General features: G+C 61.3%; 12 protein-coding genes. 3 read left to right on the top strand and 9 right to left on the bottom strand.

All coding sequences use genetic code 11. The features are described 5' to 3' along the window. Window positions 1-158 precede the first annotated feature (158 nt). Window positions 159-737: a hypothetical protein gene (locus DARO_RS01380; RefSeq protein WP_011286027.1), complete on the top strand. Its 579-nt coding sequence runs from the start codon at window positions 159-161 to the stop codon at window positions 735-737. A 19-nt stretch (window positions 738-756) separates the two neighbouring features. Here DARO_RS01380 and DARO_RS01385 read toward each other — a convergent pair whose 3' ends face one another. The 3 genes from DARO_RS01385 to DARO_RS01395 form a co-directional block, all read right to left on the bottom strand. After that, window positions 757-1,740, bottom strand: coding sequence for an FHA domain-containing protein (locus tag DARO_RS01385; protein ID WP_011286028.1), 984 nt, complete (start codon window positions 1,738-1,740; stop codon window positions 757-759). Window positions 1,741-1,972: 232 nt separating this feature from the next. After that, complete coding sequence (locus DARO_RS01390; protein ID WP_011286029.1) at window positions 1,973-2,833, bottom strand: SPFH domain-containing protein; 861 nt, start codon at window positions 2,831-2,833, stop codon at window positions 1,973-1,975. 12 nt (window positions 2,834-2,845) lie between these two features. Continuing rightward, a complete protein-coding gene (locus tag DARO_RS01395; protein WP_011286030.1) occupies window positions 2,846-3,286 on the bottom strand; it encodes an NfeD family protein in 441 nt (146 codons plus the stop codon). Between the two features lie 106 nt (window positions 3,287-3,392). On the opposite strand from DARO_RS01395, the gene DARO_RS01400 reads away from it, so the two are divergent. After that, window positions 3,393-4,292 (top strand): AEC family transporter, encoded by a 900-nt coding sequence (locus DARO_RS01400; protein WP_011286031.1) that lies wholly within the window; start codon window positions 3,393-3,395, stop codon window positions 4,290-4,292. On the opposite strand, the gene DARO_RS01405 is transcribed toward DARO_RS01400, so the two are convergent. After that, on the bottom strand, window positions 4,293-4,757 hold the full coding sequence (locus DARO_RS01405) for a PhaM family polyhydroxyalkanoate granule multifunctional regulatory protein (RefSeq protein WP_011286032.1): 465 nt from the start codon (window positions 4,755-4,757) through the stop codon (window positions 4,293-4,295). An 88-nt stretch (window positions 4,758-4,845) separates the two neighbouring features. Between DARO_RS01405 and DARO_RS01410 the strand changes: the two genes are divergently transcribed. Then, the gene (locus DARO_RS01410; RefSeq protein WP_011286033.1) at window positions 4,846-5,511 is read left to right on the top strand and encodes a response regulator transcription factor; all 666 of its coding nucleotides are present in this window, start codon (window positions 4,846-4,848) and stop codon (window positions 5,509-5,511) included. Here the strand turns inward: DARO_RS01410 and DARO_RS21455 are convergent. From DARO_RS21455 to DARO_RS01435, 5 genes are all read right to left on the bottom strand, one after another. Then, window positions 5,481-7,574, bottom strand: a complete 2,094-nt coding sequence (locus DARO_RS21455; protein ID WP_011286034.1) for a sensor histidine kinase — start codon at window positions 7,572-7,574, stop codon at window positions 5,481-5,483. The two genes, DARO_RS01410 and DARO_RS21455, sit on opposite strands and share 31 nt — an antisense overlap. Before the next feature lie 5 nt (window positions 7,575-7,579). Further along, window positions 7,580-8,329, bottom strand: a complete 750-nt coding sequence (locus DARO_RS01420) for a class I SAM-dependent methyltransferase (RefSeq protein ID WP_011286035.1) — start codon at window positions 8,327-8,329, stop codon at window positions 7,580-7,582. 9 nt (window positions 8,330-8,338) lie between these two features. Beyond that, a complete protein-coding gene (locus DARO_RS01425; RefSeq protein ID WP_011286036.1) occupies window positions 8,339-11,791 on the bottom strand; it encodes an indolepyruvate ferredoxin oxidoreductase family protein in 3,453 nt (1,150 codons plus the stop codon). Between the two features lie 122 nt (window positions 11,792-11,913). Then, window positions 11,914-13,302, bottom strand: a complete 1,389-nt coding sequence (locus DARO_RS01430) for an FAD-linked oxidase C-terminal domain-containing protein (RefSeq protein ID WP_011286037.1) — start codon at window positions 13,300-13,302, stop codon at window positions 11,914-11,916. Then, entirely contained in the window at window positions 13,299-14,606 is a 1,308-nt protein-coding gene (locus DARO_RS01435; protein ID WP_011286038.1) for a GNAT family N-acetyltransferase, read from the bottom strand. The genes DARO_RS01430 and DARO_RS01435 overlap by 4 nt, the downstream gene beginning before the upstream one ends. Between the last annotated feature and the right edge of the window lie 103 nt (window positions 14,607-14,709).

Here is a 14,709-nt window from a genome sequence, read left to right on the forward strand (position 1 = left end):
TGGCGGCTAAGTCCAGTGGATGTCCCTTATTATCCAGTCTCAGGTGTCTCCAGGAAAAGCCCAGATTGGCCGCTGTCGGGCGTGACGCTGGCGCTTTGATCAGGCACACTCGATCAATTGCGGGGATAGCAGGCCAATCAGGCAAAAGGTCAGAAATCATGAACAAGAATATCGACGAGTTGCTGGAGCGAATCCATGGTCTGCAGGATGAGCTTGAGGAGGAATACCGAAAGACGCGCGAGGAGTGGGCGCAGAAGAAACAGGAACTGGCCGATGAGCTTCTTCGCCAGCAGCGTCGCTACAAGACCGGCCTGTTCCGTTTCATGCTGCGCTCCCGTTTCCTGGTTGTGCTGACTGCTCCCATCATCTATCTGGGCTGGTTGCCTTTTCTGCTGATGGACCTGTTTGTCAGTATTTATCAGGCGATCTGCTTTCCGATCTACCGAATCCCCAAGGTGCGGCGTTCCGATTATCTGGTTTTCGATCGCCAGGATCTGCCTTACCTGAACATCATCGAGAAATTCAACTGCTTCTACTGCTCATACGGCAACGGGGTGGCGGCATATACGCGGGAAGTGGCGGCGCGCACCGAACAGTACTGGTGCCCGATCAAGCATGCCCGACGAATCAAGGCTTCGCATGACCGCTATCCGAATTTCTTCGATTATGGTGATGCTGCGGCATTCCAGCAGGGCTTGAACCGGTTGCGCAAGCAATACGGGGATGGCGGGAAGTAGTTCGCCTTCCCGGTCTGGATCAAGGCTCGATCAGGCTGACCTCAAACTCGAATGCGTGGTCGCTGCCCTGTTGCCATGATTGGCCAAAGCTGATCCGGCCATTGCCGTTGAGCGTGACCATTTCTTTACGGATCAGCGTTTCCGGTGCGTTGTGTGCGGTAACGTAGGTGCCGTTCGTGCTCAGGTCTACCAGCACATAGTTGCCCTGGCGATAGATGATGCGGCAATGCTGCCGAGAGGCTTTCGGGCAATTGATTGCAATATCGCTGGCGGGATCCCGGCCGATTGTCAGCATCGGATGATCGGTCGAGAAACGGAGGGTGCGCTCACCCTGGCGAATGATTATTCCAGATCGTTGAGTATCGGGAGTCGGACTGGATTCAGGGATGCTTTCTTTTCTTTGGGGAGTCGCGCGCAACATCGGAAGTGCATTCCAGTCGATGGAATAAGCCGGTATTTCCGAGCCTTCATTGGCAACCGCTACCGTTTTGTCCCGCAGGTTGGCAGGCAGTGCTTGCGCCACGCTTTCGGAAATCACGATGCTCGCTTCATCAAGCAGGGAAGAAAGTTTGCTGGCGGTGGCCTCGGCCGGATCGACGGGACTTGTTGAAACTCTTCCGGCCGTGGCGAGGTGAATGCCAATCTTGAGCGCGATCTGGGTGTCGGCAATTTGGGGGATCACGGCGCAGCGGCGCTGCATTTCGCAAGACCCGAACAAGGCAGCTTCAGCGGTCTCGAACGATGCCAGCAGGCTTTGTGGCATCTGCCGAATGATCGACCCGCCATGTGCAGCGAGGACTCGCTCCAGTCGTTTCAGGCGGCGGCGAAACAGCTTGCCGAGCAGAGCCTCGTCAAGTGTCGCGCTTTGGCCTGAAATTTCGTGTACTGCGCCGTGCACCAGATAGGCGTGATTGATCGCCTGGGGCGCCGGCTTATCTTGAGGGCTACGGCGAGTCGTTTTTTCCTGCATGGCTTTCTTTTCTGGCTGAATCGGCGCCGGCATTTGCCGGTGCAATCATGCCGCGATGGGGCCAATCTTCAGATGTGGTTATGGTTTAACAGTGGGGCAGCCTTATCTTCGGAAAGTTCCGAAAATGACAAGAGCGACAGAAGGTTAGCACTTGCCGCAGATTTGTATGCAAAGTTTTGTATAGGTATTGAAAGCGGATGTAGGCCCGGGTGAACCGGTGATCGCTCAGTGCGACGGGTCCGGCCTTTCATGCCCGGCTTCCGGATCAGCCTTTTCGTCCAAACAGTCCGCGTACTGCCTCCTGAAGGTCAGCCGGCAGGACGACAAGCTTGGCGTTGTCTTTTTCGCCCATGCGTTCCAGTGCCGCGATGTATTTTTCGCCGAGCATGTAGGACATCGGGCCGGTCTGGTCGCCGATGGCGGCCGTGATGCGCCGGATCGCCTCGGCTGAAGCCTCGGCCAGCATGACCTGGGCGTTGGCGTCGCGCTTGGCCGATTCGAGGCGGGCTTCGGCTTCGAGAATGGCCGACTGCTTGGCACCCTCCGAGCGGGTGACGACGGCTTTGCGCTCGCGCTCGGCCGCCGCCTGCATTTCCATGGCTTTCTGCATCGATTGCGAGGGCTTGATGTCCTGGATTTCGACCGATTTGACGGTCAGGCCCCAGTCGACCGCTTCGTCGGCGATGCTTTCGCGCAGCCGGGCCTTGATCTTGTCGCGCGACGACAGCGCTTCGTCGAGTTCCATTTCGCCCACAATCGAGCGCAGCGTGGTCATGATCAGGTTGCGGATGGCTTCGGAGAAGTCGGTGACGCCATAGACCGCCTTGACCGGGTCGGTGACCTTGATGAAGGCAATGGCATTGGTCAGGATCACCGCGTTGTCGCGGGTAATGACCTCCTGCTCCTGGACGTCGAGGATGATGTCCTTGGTCACCAATTGGTAAGACACCTTGTCAAGGTAGGGAATGACGATGTTGAGGCCCGGTTTCAGCGTGCCGTGGTACTTGCCCAGCCGCTCGACGATCCACTCCTCGCCCTGCGGCACGATGCGCACGCCCTTGGCGATGGTGACGACGACAAAGACCAGAATGGCCAGTGTGACGACAAATCCTGCATTCATATCCATTTTGCTATCCCTCTAAGCCTTGCTGACCTTGACGAAACTACCCTCGACGGCCGTCACCTTGACCCGCTCGCCCGCCGCGATGGCGGTGTCCGACAGGCAAACCCATTCCTCGGAGCCGAGGATCGGCCGTTGAAAACGAACCTTGCCGCGCTCGAAAGGAGCGACGGCACTGACCAGCAGACCGATTTCGCCGATGGCCTCACCATCGGCCGTACCCGAGCGGGTCTTGACGAAACTTTGCTTGAAGACGCGGAACCACAGCACGACCATGGCCAGCGAAGCAATGGTCCAGGTCGCCAGCTGGGCAGTCAGCGAGAGGTCGAAAGCCAGGGCCAGAAGTCCGACGAGCAGGGCGCCCAAACCAAACCAGACGATGAAGAACGAGGGGATGATCAGTTCGGCGAGAACCAGCACGATGCCGCCGACAACCCAGTGCCACCATTCAGGATGCATTTTCTTCTCCTTGTTCCGGCGAGTATTTAGGGTTTGCCTGAGCAGGTCAACCAAGCTGTGGTTGGCCACAGTTGGGGACGGGGCGGCAAGCCTCTAAAATGGAGCGATGAATACCGCCTTGCTGCTCCTTCCCGATTTTTCATTGATCCTGCTCGGTGCGGCCATCCGCCGCTGGATGCATCTGGGCGACCATTTCTGGAACGGCGTCGAGAAGCTGGTCTATTTCATCCTGTTTCCGGCACTGCTGATCAACGCCATCATCAAGACCCGACTCGATCTGGGCGCCGCCTTGCCGCTGCTCGCCACGGCCTTGGCGGCGATGGCCGGCGGCATGCTGCTCGGCATTGTGCCCAAGCTGTTCAGTCGCTTGCCGGCGCTGACCTATGCCTCGATGTTCCAGTGCGCCTACCGCTTCAACTCCTACATTGCGCTGGCCGTGGCCGGCATGCTGTTCGGTTCGCCGGGCATTGCAACCATGGGCTTGATCGTCGGGGCCGCCGTCCCGTTCGCCAATCTGGTCTCGGTGTGGATGCTGGCCCGTCATGGCGACGCTGGCCTGTGGCGCGAAGTGGCGCGCAATCCGCTGATCTGGGGAACAGCGACCGGCTTCCTGCTCAACCTCGCCGGCTTCGTGCCTCCGGCGCCGTTGCAGGCCTTTCTCGGACGCCTGGCCGATGCCTCGATTGCCCTCGGGCTGATCACGGTCGGCGCGGCCTTGCGGCTGGAAAGTACGCCGGGGGTGCGGGGTTTTTCGTTGTGGCTGGTGCTGGTGAAACTGCTGGCACTACCGCTGGTGGCGCTTGGCGTGGGGAGTCTACTTGGTCTGTCCGGACTCAACTATCAGGTGGTGGTGCTGTTCGCGGCGCTACCGACGGCGTCGTCGGCCTATATTCTGGCCATGCGCATGGGTGGCGACGGCCGTAGTGTTGCCTGGCTGATTTCGGCGACCACGCTGGGGTCGATGCTCACGCTGCCGCTGTGGGCAGCGTGGCTGGCTCGACTCTGATTACTTCTTGGTGGCGGCGGGCCGCCTGGCCTTTGGTTTTGTCTCTTCTGCTTCTTCGGCGGCTGCCTGGGCAACAGCTTCGGCCGACTGCTGCATCTGGTCGCGCATCTGCTGCATCATCTGCCATGGCCACATGGCTGCATCGGAAAAGGCATTGGGCTGCGCTTCGGCCGGTGCGGCTTCGGCGGCTTCCGGCGACATGGCCTTGACACTTTCCGAGGCCATCTTGCCCATGGCCTGCACCGCACCGACTGTGGTGCGCTGCATTTCCAGGCCCTGAATGGTCATCTGCAGCATCGACAGGTTCATGCGCAGCCAGCCCTCGACGGCCTTCATGTCCTTGATGCGCTTGTCGAGTTCGTCGAGATCGAAAGTCGGCGCCACCATGCCGGGGAGCGAGAAACCCATATTGCCCCACATGTTGCGCATGAAATTGAGCGGGTCGTGTACCTGTTCTTCGGCCATGTTCTTCTCCTCCGGTTGGATAACATCATCTTAAACCACTTCGTAATGCAAAATGATAAATTAGCGGCCTGTTGAATAAGGGGACGGTATGTTGAAGCTGTTGGTGGTTGAAGATCATGCGCTGGTTCGCGAAGGTCTGGTTCGCCTGCTTGGGCAGATCGAAGCTGGCGCAAAGGTCCTGGAGAGTGCGGACTTCGAATCGGCGCTGAATGTGCTCGAGAATGAAGGTGAGTTCGATCTGGTCTTGCTCGACCTGGCGCTGCCGGGAATCGACGGCTTTGCCGGTCTCGATATCCTGCGCCGCCGCTACCCGGCCATGCCGGTTGCTGTCGTGTCGGCCTTCGACGATACGCCGACCATTACGCGCGTGCTGAATCTGGGCGCTTCCGGATTCATTCCCAAGGCCTTCTCCGGTGAGGCCTTGCTCTCGGCGGTGCGCGAAGTATTGGCCGGCAACATCTTCCGGCCGAACGGCCAGTCGGCAGCACGGCTGGACGACGCTACGCCGGTGCCGCCGCCGCCGAAAAACGGGGTGCGTCCCGACGAGATTGGCTTGACTGACCGTCAGGGACAGGTGCTTGCCTTGATGGTGCGTGGCTTGTCGAACCGGGACATTGCCGATCAGCTTGGCTTGTCGGAGGGGACGGTCAAGATCCATGCGACGGCGGTATTCAAGGCGCTAGGCGTCAGCAGCCGGACGCAAGCGCTGGTTGCCGTTGCCCGTTACGGCATCGATTTCGAAAGCGTCTTCTGAAGCTGGTTCAGTAGCGCCCGCAGCTTGGCTGGGCGCACTGGTACGGGCAGCGCGTGAGCCCCGGCCGGCAGGCTTGCGCCCGGGTCACGGACCAGGACAACCAAGGGCATGCCGGTCACCAGTTCGGCACTGGCGGCGGCGGCGAGTTCGGGTTCAGCGATCAATACGGCATCTTCGGGCCGGCGCTCGGTCCGGCTGCCATCATCGCTGCTGACGGCATAGTCCCAGCGTTTCATCAGTTCGATGCAGGACAGCATCTCTTCCGAGGTGCCGATGCAGTGAACCTTGCCGGCTTGTGGCGGTTTGTCGCTTGCGGCCGGCCCGGCAACAACTGGCTGGCTGCTCGCTACGCTGAGCGTGAACTTGGTTCCTTCCCCCTGCCTTGAGTTGAGCTTTACCTCGATCCCCAGCGCTTTGGCCAGTCGATCGACGATGGACAGGCCCAATCCCAGCCCCTTGTTCTGTTCCCGGGCCGTGTTTCCGACCTGGTAGAACTCGGCAAAAATGGCGGCCTGGTGTTGGGGGGCAATGCCGATACCGTTATCCCTGATTTCGATCAGCACCCTGTCGCCCCTGTTGCGGGCGGCAACCAGCACGCTGCCGCCGGGCGGGGTATAGCGCAAGGCATTGGATACCAGATTGGCGATCATGCGTTCGAGCATGATCGGATCGGTTTCCACCCATCGCGTGGTCGGATGGAAACGCAAGCTCATATTGCGGTCGGTCGCGGCGCGCCGGAAGGAATTGGCGAGGCGCTCGAAGATCGGCTGCAACGGGGTTGGGCGGCTATCGGGCTTGATGCCGGCGACGTCGAGTCGGGAGATATCAAGCAGCGAATCGAGCAGTTCGCCAAGAATGGTCGTCGAGGCTGATATTTGTTCGGCCAGCCGGGGCAGCTCCTGCGGGGTGCCGCTGCGAATCTGGCGCTGCAGGTCAGTGGCGAACAGTGATAGTGCATGCAAGGGTTGGCGCAAGTCGTGACTGGCCGCCGCGAGAAAGCGACTCTTTGCCGTGTTGGCGCGTTCGGCGGCATTCTTCTGTCCGGCCAGCTCTTGGGTAGCTTCGCGGACGCGTTCTTCGAGCAGATCGTGGCTGGCCGCCAGTTCCTCGGTCATGGCCGCCATGTCGCGAACCTGGCGGCGAACCAGCAGTCCGGTGACGAGCAGGACGATGCTGACGAGCAGAGCCAGCGTACCCAGTTCGAACAGGCGGTTGTGCCAGGCGGCCAGCAGTGTCTTTTCCGGGATCACGCTGAGAACTCGCAGGTCGGTAAAGCCGGGGACTTGGGATACGGCGATCAGGTAACCGTTGCCGCTGGTCAAGCCATTCTCCGGAATGAAACCCTTTAGTTGGCCACCGTACAAGACTGCTGCGGCCTGGGCGCCGAGAATCGGCGATTGCCGGCTGAGGTCGGAGGGGCGGCAGGAGGCGATGATTTCGCTTTTCTGGTTGATGAGGACGGTTTCGAAATCGTCGGACAGCCGGTTCGACCAGCAGAAGTCCTGGAGATAGGCCGGCTCCATGGCCGCAAAGACGACGCCAGCAAAATGTCCGTTGTCACCGGTCAGGCGGCGGGCGATGGCGTAGGTGTAACGCCCGCTGTTGCGGCCGATATAGGGGCCGAAGGTGGAGGACTCAGCTCCATCCTCAAGCGCGATGAAATAGGGGCGGTCCTTGACGTTGATGTGGGGGGCCGGGAAGAAGGTCGAGATAAAGCGCTGGTTGCCATACCGATCAAAAATGATCAGGTCCCGCAGCTGCGGCATGGCCCGCGAATGGCGCTGGGCAATGTATTCCCAGCCCTTGCTGGTATCCCACGTTTCCCAGTCGCGGCGGCTGTGCGAGAGATCGGTTGCCGTCTCGCGAAGCAGCACGTCGACGGCTTCGAAAGTCCGGGCGGTATGCTCGGCCATCATCAGACCGAAATGCTGGAGCCGACGTTCGCCGGATTCCAGGTCGCGGTGTCGTGCCAGGGCGAGGTCGGCCAGAAAAACAAGCAAAACCACCAGCGTGCCGACCAGTGCAATGCTCAGGGCGAGAGTTTCGGGCTTTCTGCTGGGCATGCGGGCTACAGCTGGTAGCAATAGAGCGGCCGAGGTGGCGTGCAGTCGACCTCAATGACCCGCTCGGGCGTCATGCCGGGTACTGGAAAACTGTTGCTGATGAACAGGCTGCCTGGCTGCATTTCGGCTTTTACCTTTTCCCAGAGTCGAGGCATCGGAGCCGGCGACAGGAAGGCATAGACCACGTCGTAGTCACCGAGTTTTGCCATCCAGAGATCATCCCAGCGCCAACGGATATTGGGTCGGCCCAGGCTGAAAAAACGGCCGACCAGCCAGGTCAGCGGGGCGTTTTCGTAGCCGGTGAAATGGCTGTCGGGGAGGGCGTCGGCCAGTGGCACCGTGGTGCTGCCGAGACCGGCGCCGAGATCGAGAAAGCGGGTCGGGCCGCGTGCGGCCAGCAGTTCGGCCAAGGCGGCGACGGTCTGCTTGTTGGATAGATAGAGCGGCACCTGTCCAGATAGTGCGCCGCGAAAGACGAGCAGCAGCAGGATGGCAGCGAGCAGGAACCAGCCCGGATCGATGGCCAGCGTGTGGGTGAACCAGACGAGCGGCATGAAACCGGCGTGGATGACCCGCCACCACCAGGGCTGGCGGGAAAGCGTGGCGAAGATCAGGGCGACGCCACCGATCGCCAGGCTGGTCTGCAGCCAGGGCATGACTTCGTCATTCAGTCCGTAGTAGGGCCACGCCAGCGAGAGAACAAGAATGGCCGCCGCCCCTTGCAGGGCGAATTGGCGAAGTGGGGGTGAGGTCATCCCCGAATTTTATGCCATCAAGGCCGTTCTCGCCCTTTCTCTTGCCTGTCTGGCTTGTCTCTCGGCCGCGGCGCGGACCGGGCCGAAGCCTCTGACCTCGGCCGGCCACGTGGCCAGTGCCAATGTACTGTCGGCGCTATGGTGGCTGCTGATCAGATCAAGATCGGCTTCGTAGTCGGCTAACAGGCTGCGCTCTGCGGCTTTTTCGTGGCCAAACCGGAAAGGATCGAGCCAACTGCCGCGCAGCCTTCTTGCCTTGGCCAGAAGGCCGAGCACTGGCATCAGCCAGGGGCCGAAGCGGATTTTCTTTGGTCGGCCGTCACTGCCGGGTTTGGAAAAAAGTGGTGGTGCGAGGTGGAAGGCAAGCTGGACGTCGCCATCGAAAGTGTCGGCCAGCCGTTGCCGGAAATCGCTGGCGGCATACAGGCGTGCGACTTCATATTCGTCCTTGGGGGCGAGCAGGCGGGCGTATTGCGTGGCGACCGTGCGCGTCAGAGTCTCGTTGCCGATGGCGCGGATGCTGGCCAGCCGGTTTTCGTAGCGGTGGGCCAGGCTGGCATCCTGATAGGCCGTGAGATGGGCGATGCGGCTGGCGATCAGCTCGTCCAGTGTGAGTTCGACGAAGGGTTGGCCGCCGAGCGGACCAGCAATTTTGGCCACTTTCTCCGGGGCGACTGCTGCCCGCCGCCCCCACAGGAAGGCTTCGCGGTTGGCGGTGACTGCGGCGCCATTGAGTTCGATGGCCTGCTCGAGTGCGGCGGCGGAAACCGGTACCAGACCTTTTTGCCAGGCGTAGCCGAGGAGCAGCATGTTGGCGTAGAGCGCGTCGCCCATCAGCCGGGTGGCAAGATGCTGGGCATCGATGAAATCGACCGCTGCGCTGCCCAGCGTTTCGGTCAGGCTTTTTTGCAGCCCGGGCAGCGGAAAGTGCCAGTCGCGGTTGCGGGTGAAGTCGGCGGTCGGCGTGTCGGTACAACTGACGACAGCTCGGGTGCGTCCTTCGAGCATCTTGGACAGCGCCTCGCTGCCGGCGCTGACGACCAGATCGCCGCCAAGAACGGCATGTGCCTCACCGGTGGCGATGCGGGCAGCGTGGATGTCTTCCGGCCGGTCGGCGATGCGCAGGTGGGAAAAGACGGCACCGTACTTCTGCGCCAGTCCGGTCATGTCGAGCGTCGAGATGCCCTTGCCGTCGAGGTGGGCGGCCATGCCGACCAGGGCGCCGAGGGTGATGACGCCCATGCCGCCGACGCCGGTGATCAGCAGGTTGTAGGGCTGGGCCGTCGAAGGCAGAACGGGGGCCGGCAAAAGCGGCCAGTCTTCGGCATCCACCGAATCCGGCTGGGCGGCCTTGCCTTTTTTCAACTTGCCGCCTTCGACGGTGACGAAGCTGGGGCAGAAGCCTTTCAGGCAGGAAAAGTCCTGATTGCACGACGATTGATCAATCTGCCGCTTGGTGCCAAAGGCTGTTTCGACCGGCACGACGGACAGGCAGTTGGATTGCACCGAGCAATCGCCACAGCCTTCGCAAACGGCTTCGTTGATGAAGACGCGCTGGCTGATGGCCGGCATCTTGCCGCGCTTGCGCCGGCGGCGGGCTTCGGTGGCGCAGACCTGGTCGTAGATCAGGATCGAGACGCCGGGATAGTCGCGCAGTTCGCGCTGCACGGCGTCCAGTTCATCGCGGTGGCGGATCGGCACATTGGGGGCGAGGTCGACGATCTCGGCGTACTTCTCCGGTTCGGCCGCGACGATGACCATCTTTGCTATGCCCTCGGCCTCCAGCTGGCGGGTGATGCGGGCGACGCTGAGGATGCCGTCGACCGGCTGGCCGCCGGTCATCGCCACGGCATCGTTGTAGAGGATCTTGTAGGTGATCGGCACCTTGGCGGCGATGGATTGCCGGATGGCGAGCAGGCCGGAGTGGAAATAGGTGCCGTCGCCGAGGTTGGCGAAGATGTGCTTTTCGCTGGTGAAGGGCGCCTGACCGACCCAGGGCACGCCTTCGCCGCCCATGTGGGTGAAGGTCGAGGTGCTGCGATCCATCCACGTCACCATGTAATGGCAGCCGATACCGGCGACGGCGCGCGAGCCCTCCGGCACCTTGGTCGAACTGTTGTGCGGGCAGCCGGAGCAGAAGTGCGGCTTGCGCTCGGCGAGCACGATGGGCGTCTGGGCGGCTTTCTGCTTGTCGGCGATGACTTTCAGGCGGGCAGCGATGGTTGGCGAGGTGAAGAAGCGGCCGATGCGCTCGGCGATGACGCGGGCGATGGTGGCGACCGGTAGCTCGCCGGCGGCCGGCAGCAGCCAGTTGCCTTCCGACCACTCGCCGATTTCGTCGAACTTGCCGATGACGCGGGGGCGGACATCATCACGCCAGTTGTAGAGCTCTTCCTTGAGCTGGTATTCGAGCAGCTGGCGTTTTTCCTCGACAACGAGGATTTCCTCCAGCCCCTCGGCAAACTGCCGCACGCCTTCCGGTTCCAGCGGCCAGACCATGCCGACCTTGTACAGTCGGATGCCGATTTCGGCGGCCAGTTGGTCATCGATGCCCAGTTCATCCAGCGCCTGCCGGACGTCGAGATAGCTCTTGCCGGCGGTCAGGATTCCCAGCTTGGGGGTCGGCGAATCGATGATCAGCTTGTTTAGCCCGTTGGTCCGGCAATAGGCCAGCGCGGCGTAGAGCTTGTGGTTGAGCAACCGGGCTTCCTGAACCAGCGGCGGGTCGGGCCAGCGGATATTCAGGCCATCCGGTGGCAATTTGAAATCTGGCGGAATAATCGGGGTAAGCGCAGCCGGGTCGATAGTGACCGAGGCCGAGGTTTCCACCGTGTCGGCCAGCGCCTTGAATGCGACCCAGCAGCCGGAATAGCGGCTCATCGCCCAGCCGTGCAGGCCGAAATCGAGGTATTCCTGCACATTGGCCGGGTAGAGCACCGGCATCATCAGTGCCTTGAAAACATGCTCGGTCTGGTGCGGCAGGGTCGAGGACTTGGCGGCGTGGTCGTCGCCGGCGATGACCAGCACGCCGCCGAATTTCGATGAGCCGGCCGCGTTGGCATGGCGAAAGACATCGCCGCAGCGGTCCACGCCTGGCCCCTTGCCGTACCACAGGCCGAACACGCCATCGTATTGCGCTCCGGGAAAGAGATTGACCTGCTGGCTGCCCCAGACGGCTGTGGCGGCAAGGTCTTCATTGATGCCGGGCTGGAAGGTGATGTGATGCTCGGCGAGGTGCGCTTTGGCTTTCCATAGGCCGAGATCGAGGTTGCCAAGCGGGCTGCCGCGATAGCCGGAGATGAAACCGGCGGTGTTCAGCCCGGCCGCCAGATCGCGTTCGCGTTGCAGCATGGGCAGGCGGATCAGGGCCTGGGTGCCGGTCAGGAAGACGCGGCCGGAACTGCGGGTGTATTTGTCGTCCAGCGTCGCGGCGAGGCCTGCCGGCAGAGCGAGGTTGCTCATTTTTGTCTCCATTGTTTCGGCCTTGTGGGCCGGTGGTGGTTCGCCCTGTCGTCGGGGGTGGTGACAACGGGCACTTTGGAGATTTGAGTTTGGCCGAAACAGAACGTTCCGGCCAAGGCGGGTTAACCCGGGGGCAGGATTTTGCCCGGGTTCAACAGATTGTTTGGATCGAGCGCCTGTTTGATCGTCCGCATCACGTCGACGGCAACGTCGCCGTGTTCAAGCGGCAGGTATTTGCGCTTGCCCAGCCCAATCCCATGCTCGCCGGTGCAGGTGCCTTCCATGGCAATGGCCCGTTCGACCACCCGCTGGCTGATCCAGGCGGCTTCTTTCATCTCTTTCGCGTTGTCGGTATCAACCAGCACGACAAGATGGAAATTGCCATCGCCGACATGGCCGAACAGCGCGATGGGAATGCTGACCTGCGCAATGTCGGCCTGCGTTTCGGCAATGCATTCGGCCAGTCGCGAGATCGGCACGCAGACATCGGTCGGGAAGCAGCGGCAGCCCGGCTTCAATTGCAGGCAGGCGAAATAGGCATCATGACGGGCCTGCCACAGGCGGCTGCGGTCTTCCGGCCGGGCGGCCCATTCGAAATTGGTGCCGCCCAGTTCGTCGGCAATGGCCTGCACGGTTTCGGCCTGCTCGGTGGCGGAGGATGGGCTGCCATGAAATTCGAAGAACAGCGTCGGCGCCTCGGCCAGCGTGGTCTTGCTGAACAGGTTGATGGCCTTCAGCGAAAGCGCGTCGAGCAGTTCGATGCGGGCGACCGGCACGCCGAGCTGGATGGTCTGGATCACCGTCTGCACCGCCGCTTCGATGCTCGGGAAGGTGCACACGGCGGCCGAAATGGCCTCCGGGATCGGGTAGAGCTTGACCGTCAGTTCGGTCATGATGCCGAGCGTGCCTTCGGATCCGACCAGCAAGCGGGTCAGGTCGTAACCGGCGGAGGACTTGCGGGCGCGGCCGCCGGTTTTCATCACGCGGCCATCGGCCAGCACCGTGGTGGTAGCCAGCACGTTTTCACGCATCGTGCCGTAACGGACAGCATTGGTGCCGGAAGCCCGGGTGGCGGCCATGCCGCCAATTGTTGCGTCGGCGCCGGGGTCGATCGGAAAGAACAGGCCGCTGCCCTTCAGGGCATCGTTCAGCTGCTTGCGGGTGACGCCGGCCTGCACCGTGGCGTCGCCATCTTCGGCGTGGATGGCGATCACCTGGTTCATGCCGGAAAGATCGAGCGAAATGCCGCCGCTGGTCGCCAGCACGTGGCCCTCGACCGAACTGCCGACGCCATAGGGGATGACCGGGACGCCATGTTCGGCGCACAGGCGGACAACCTGTGCCACTTCGTCGGTGCTTTCGGCCAGGACGACGCCGTCGGGCAGTTCAGGCGCATGAACGGATTCGTCGCGGCCATGCTGCAGGCGGGTCGATTCGCCTTGCGAAAAACGTTGCTGGAATTGTTGCTGGAGGGCTTGCTGCAGTGCTTCGGGGAGGGCTTTTCTGGTCACGGGAGGAATCGGGTGGCTTGGTCGAGATCCGTGTGAGTATGCCCTTCATAGAGCGCGGTGACGAATTTTCGCCAAACCAGATCTGGTTCGCCGATACGGAAACCGCAGTAATGCTGGTCATCGACATCCGTTTCCTGCACGGCCTGCACGGTCAGTCGGGAAATCTCGTTAAGGCCAAGTTGAACCGTGGCATTAAGCCATACTTCGGCCGGGATTTGCTGGGCGACCCTGGCACGGAAACCATAACGCGAGACTTCGTTAACCTCGACCGAAATGGGTTTGTCGATAAAGGCCGTTGAGTTGGCAAGCTTGGCCGGGCATTTGACCGAGAAACGGCGGTGTTGGCGAATCTGCTGCACCACCCCTTCGCCCTTGTCCGGAATGGCGGGAAGTATCTTGCGATATTCCGGCAGGTCGTAGATCAGATGCAACAAGGCCTTCTTGCGATCGCTCAGGTCGGCAAAGACGGAGGTCTTCTTGTTGAAGAAGTAATCGATCAGTTCGGGCGTCAGCACGGGGTCGTTCGTGGTGAAGAAGCGACGGTGCGGGATCTGGATGTTGGCCAGCTTGGTTTCGAGGAAGTAGTGGTAAAGATTGCGGTTCGGCGCTTTGCCGGCGTAGGCTTTGCGCAGGATTTCGGGCGCGTGCTTGAGATCGAGCGTGGCGCCAACAGCGGGGGCGCCATTGACGAAATCATAGTTCTCGACGACGTTGGCGGTCAGTCGCTTGAAGAAGAGCAGCGACTCGTACATCTCGATATGGCGCGGATTGACCGCAATGACCAGATGGCGGGTGTCAAAGAAGGTCGTGCAGTACTCGTACATGAACTTCATCAACGGGAAGAGGATGGTCCCGCCGGTTCGCCGGAAGCGCGGATGCACGGCAAGCGCCGAAACTTCGGCGATCTGGCCTTCCTTTTCGCGGACCCCAGTCAGGTCGAAAATGCGCTGTAGCGGGAAACCGATGGCGCTTTCGCGGATCAGAGACAAGGTGCCGACGACCTGGTCGTCGTACTTGGCGCAGAGGGTCGTTGTTGTCGGCAGCGCGTGGTAAATGGTGACCCGCATGCCCGACGGGTCCGGCGTCATGAAGCCGCTGCTGACATAGGCGTCATGCAACAGCTTGAAGCAGGCTTCCAGTTCTTCCTTGCTTTCGGCAATCTTCAGAACCAGGCGCTTGTTAGGGTCCGGGTTGCAGTCGACGAGCGAACGATAAACGTTATGCCGGCTCTTCTGCGGCAGCATTGAAAACAGCTTGCGAGCCGTCTGGTTGACCAGGAACCGCAACTTGGCAATGACCGGCATCAAGGCGCCCTATCGAAAATGACTACGAATTCATCATAGCACCTTATTATTGACATGTATTCGGCGCCTCCGGACAATCGACGGAAGCCTTTTATCCCCAGAG

Source organism: Dechloromonas aromatica RCB, assembly GCF_000012425.1.

Bases quoted from the DNA above. Each gene is read 5' to 3' on its own strand.
- DARO_RS01380 (WP_011286027.1), top strand. From the start codon at position 159: ATGAACAAGAATATCGACGAGTTGCTGGAGCGAATCCATGGTCTGCAG.
- DARO_RS01385 (WP_011286028.1), bottom strand. From the start codon at position 1,740: ATGCCGGCGCCGATTCAGCCAGAAAAGAAAGCCATGCAGGAAAAAACG.
- DARO_RS01390 (WP_011286029.1), bottom strand. From the start codon at position 2,833: ATGGATATGAATGCAGGATTTGTCGTCACACTGGCCATTCTGGTCTTT.
- DARO_RS01395 (WP_011286030.1), bottom strand. From the start codon at position 3,286: ATGCATCCTGAATGGTGGCACTGGGTTGTCGGCGGCATCGTGCTGGTT.
- DARO_RS01400 (WP_011286031.1), top strand. From the start codon at position 3,393: ATGAATACCGCCTTGCTGCTCCTTCCCGATTTTTCATTGATCCTGCTC.
- DARO_RS01405 (WP_011286032.1), bottom strand. From the start codon at position 4,757: ATGGCCGAAGAACAGGTACACGACCCGCTCAATTTCATGCGCAACATG.
- DARO_RS01410 (WP_011286033.1), top strand. From the start codon at position 4,846: ATGTTGAAGCTGTTGGTGGTTGAAGATCATGCGCTGGTTCGCGAAGGT.
- DARO_RS21455 (WP_011286034.1), bottom strand. From the start codon at position 7,574: ATGCCCAGCAGAAAGCCCGAAACTCTCGCCCTGAGCATTGCACTGGTC.
- DARO_RS01420 (WP_011286035.1), bottom strand. From the start codon at position 8,329: ATGACCTCACCCCCACTTCGCCAATTCGCCCTGCAAGGGGCGGCGGCC.
- DARO_RS01425 (WP_011286036.1), bottom strand. From the start codon at position 11,791: ATGAGCAACCTCGCTCTGCCGGCAGGCCTCGCCGCGACGCTGGACGAC.
- DARO_RS01435 (WP_011286038.1), bottom strand. From the start codon at position 14,606: ATGCCGGTCATTGCCAAGTTGCGGTTCCTGGTCAACCAGACGGCTCGC.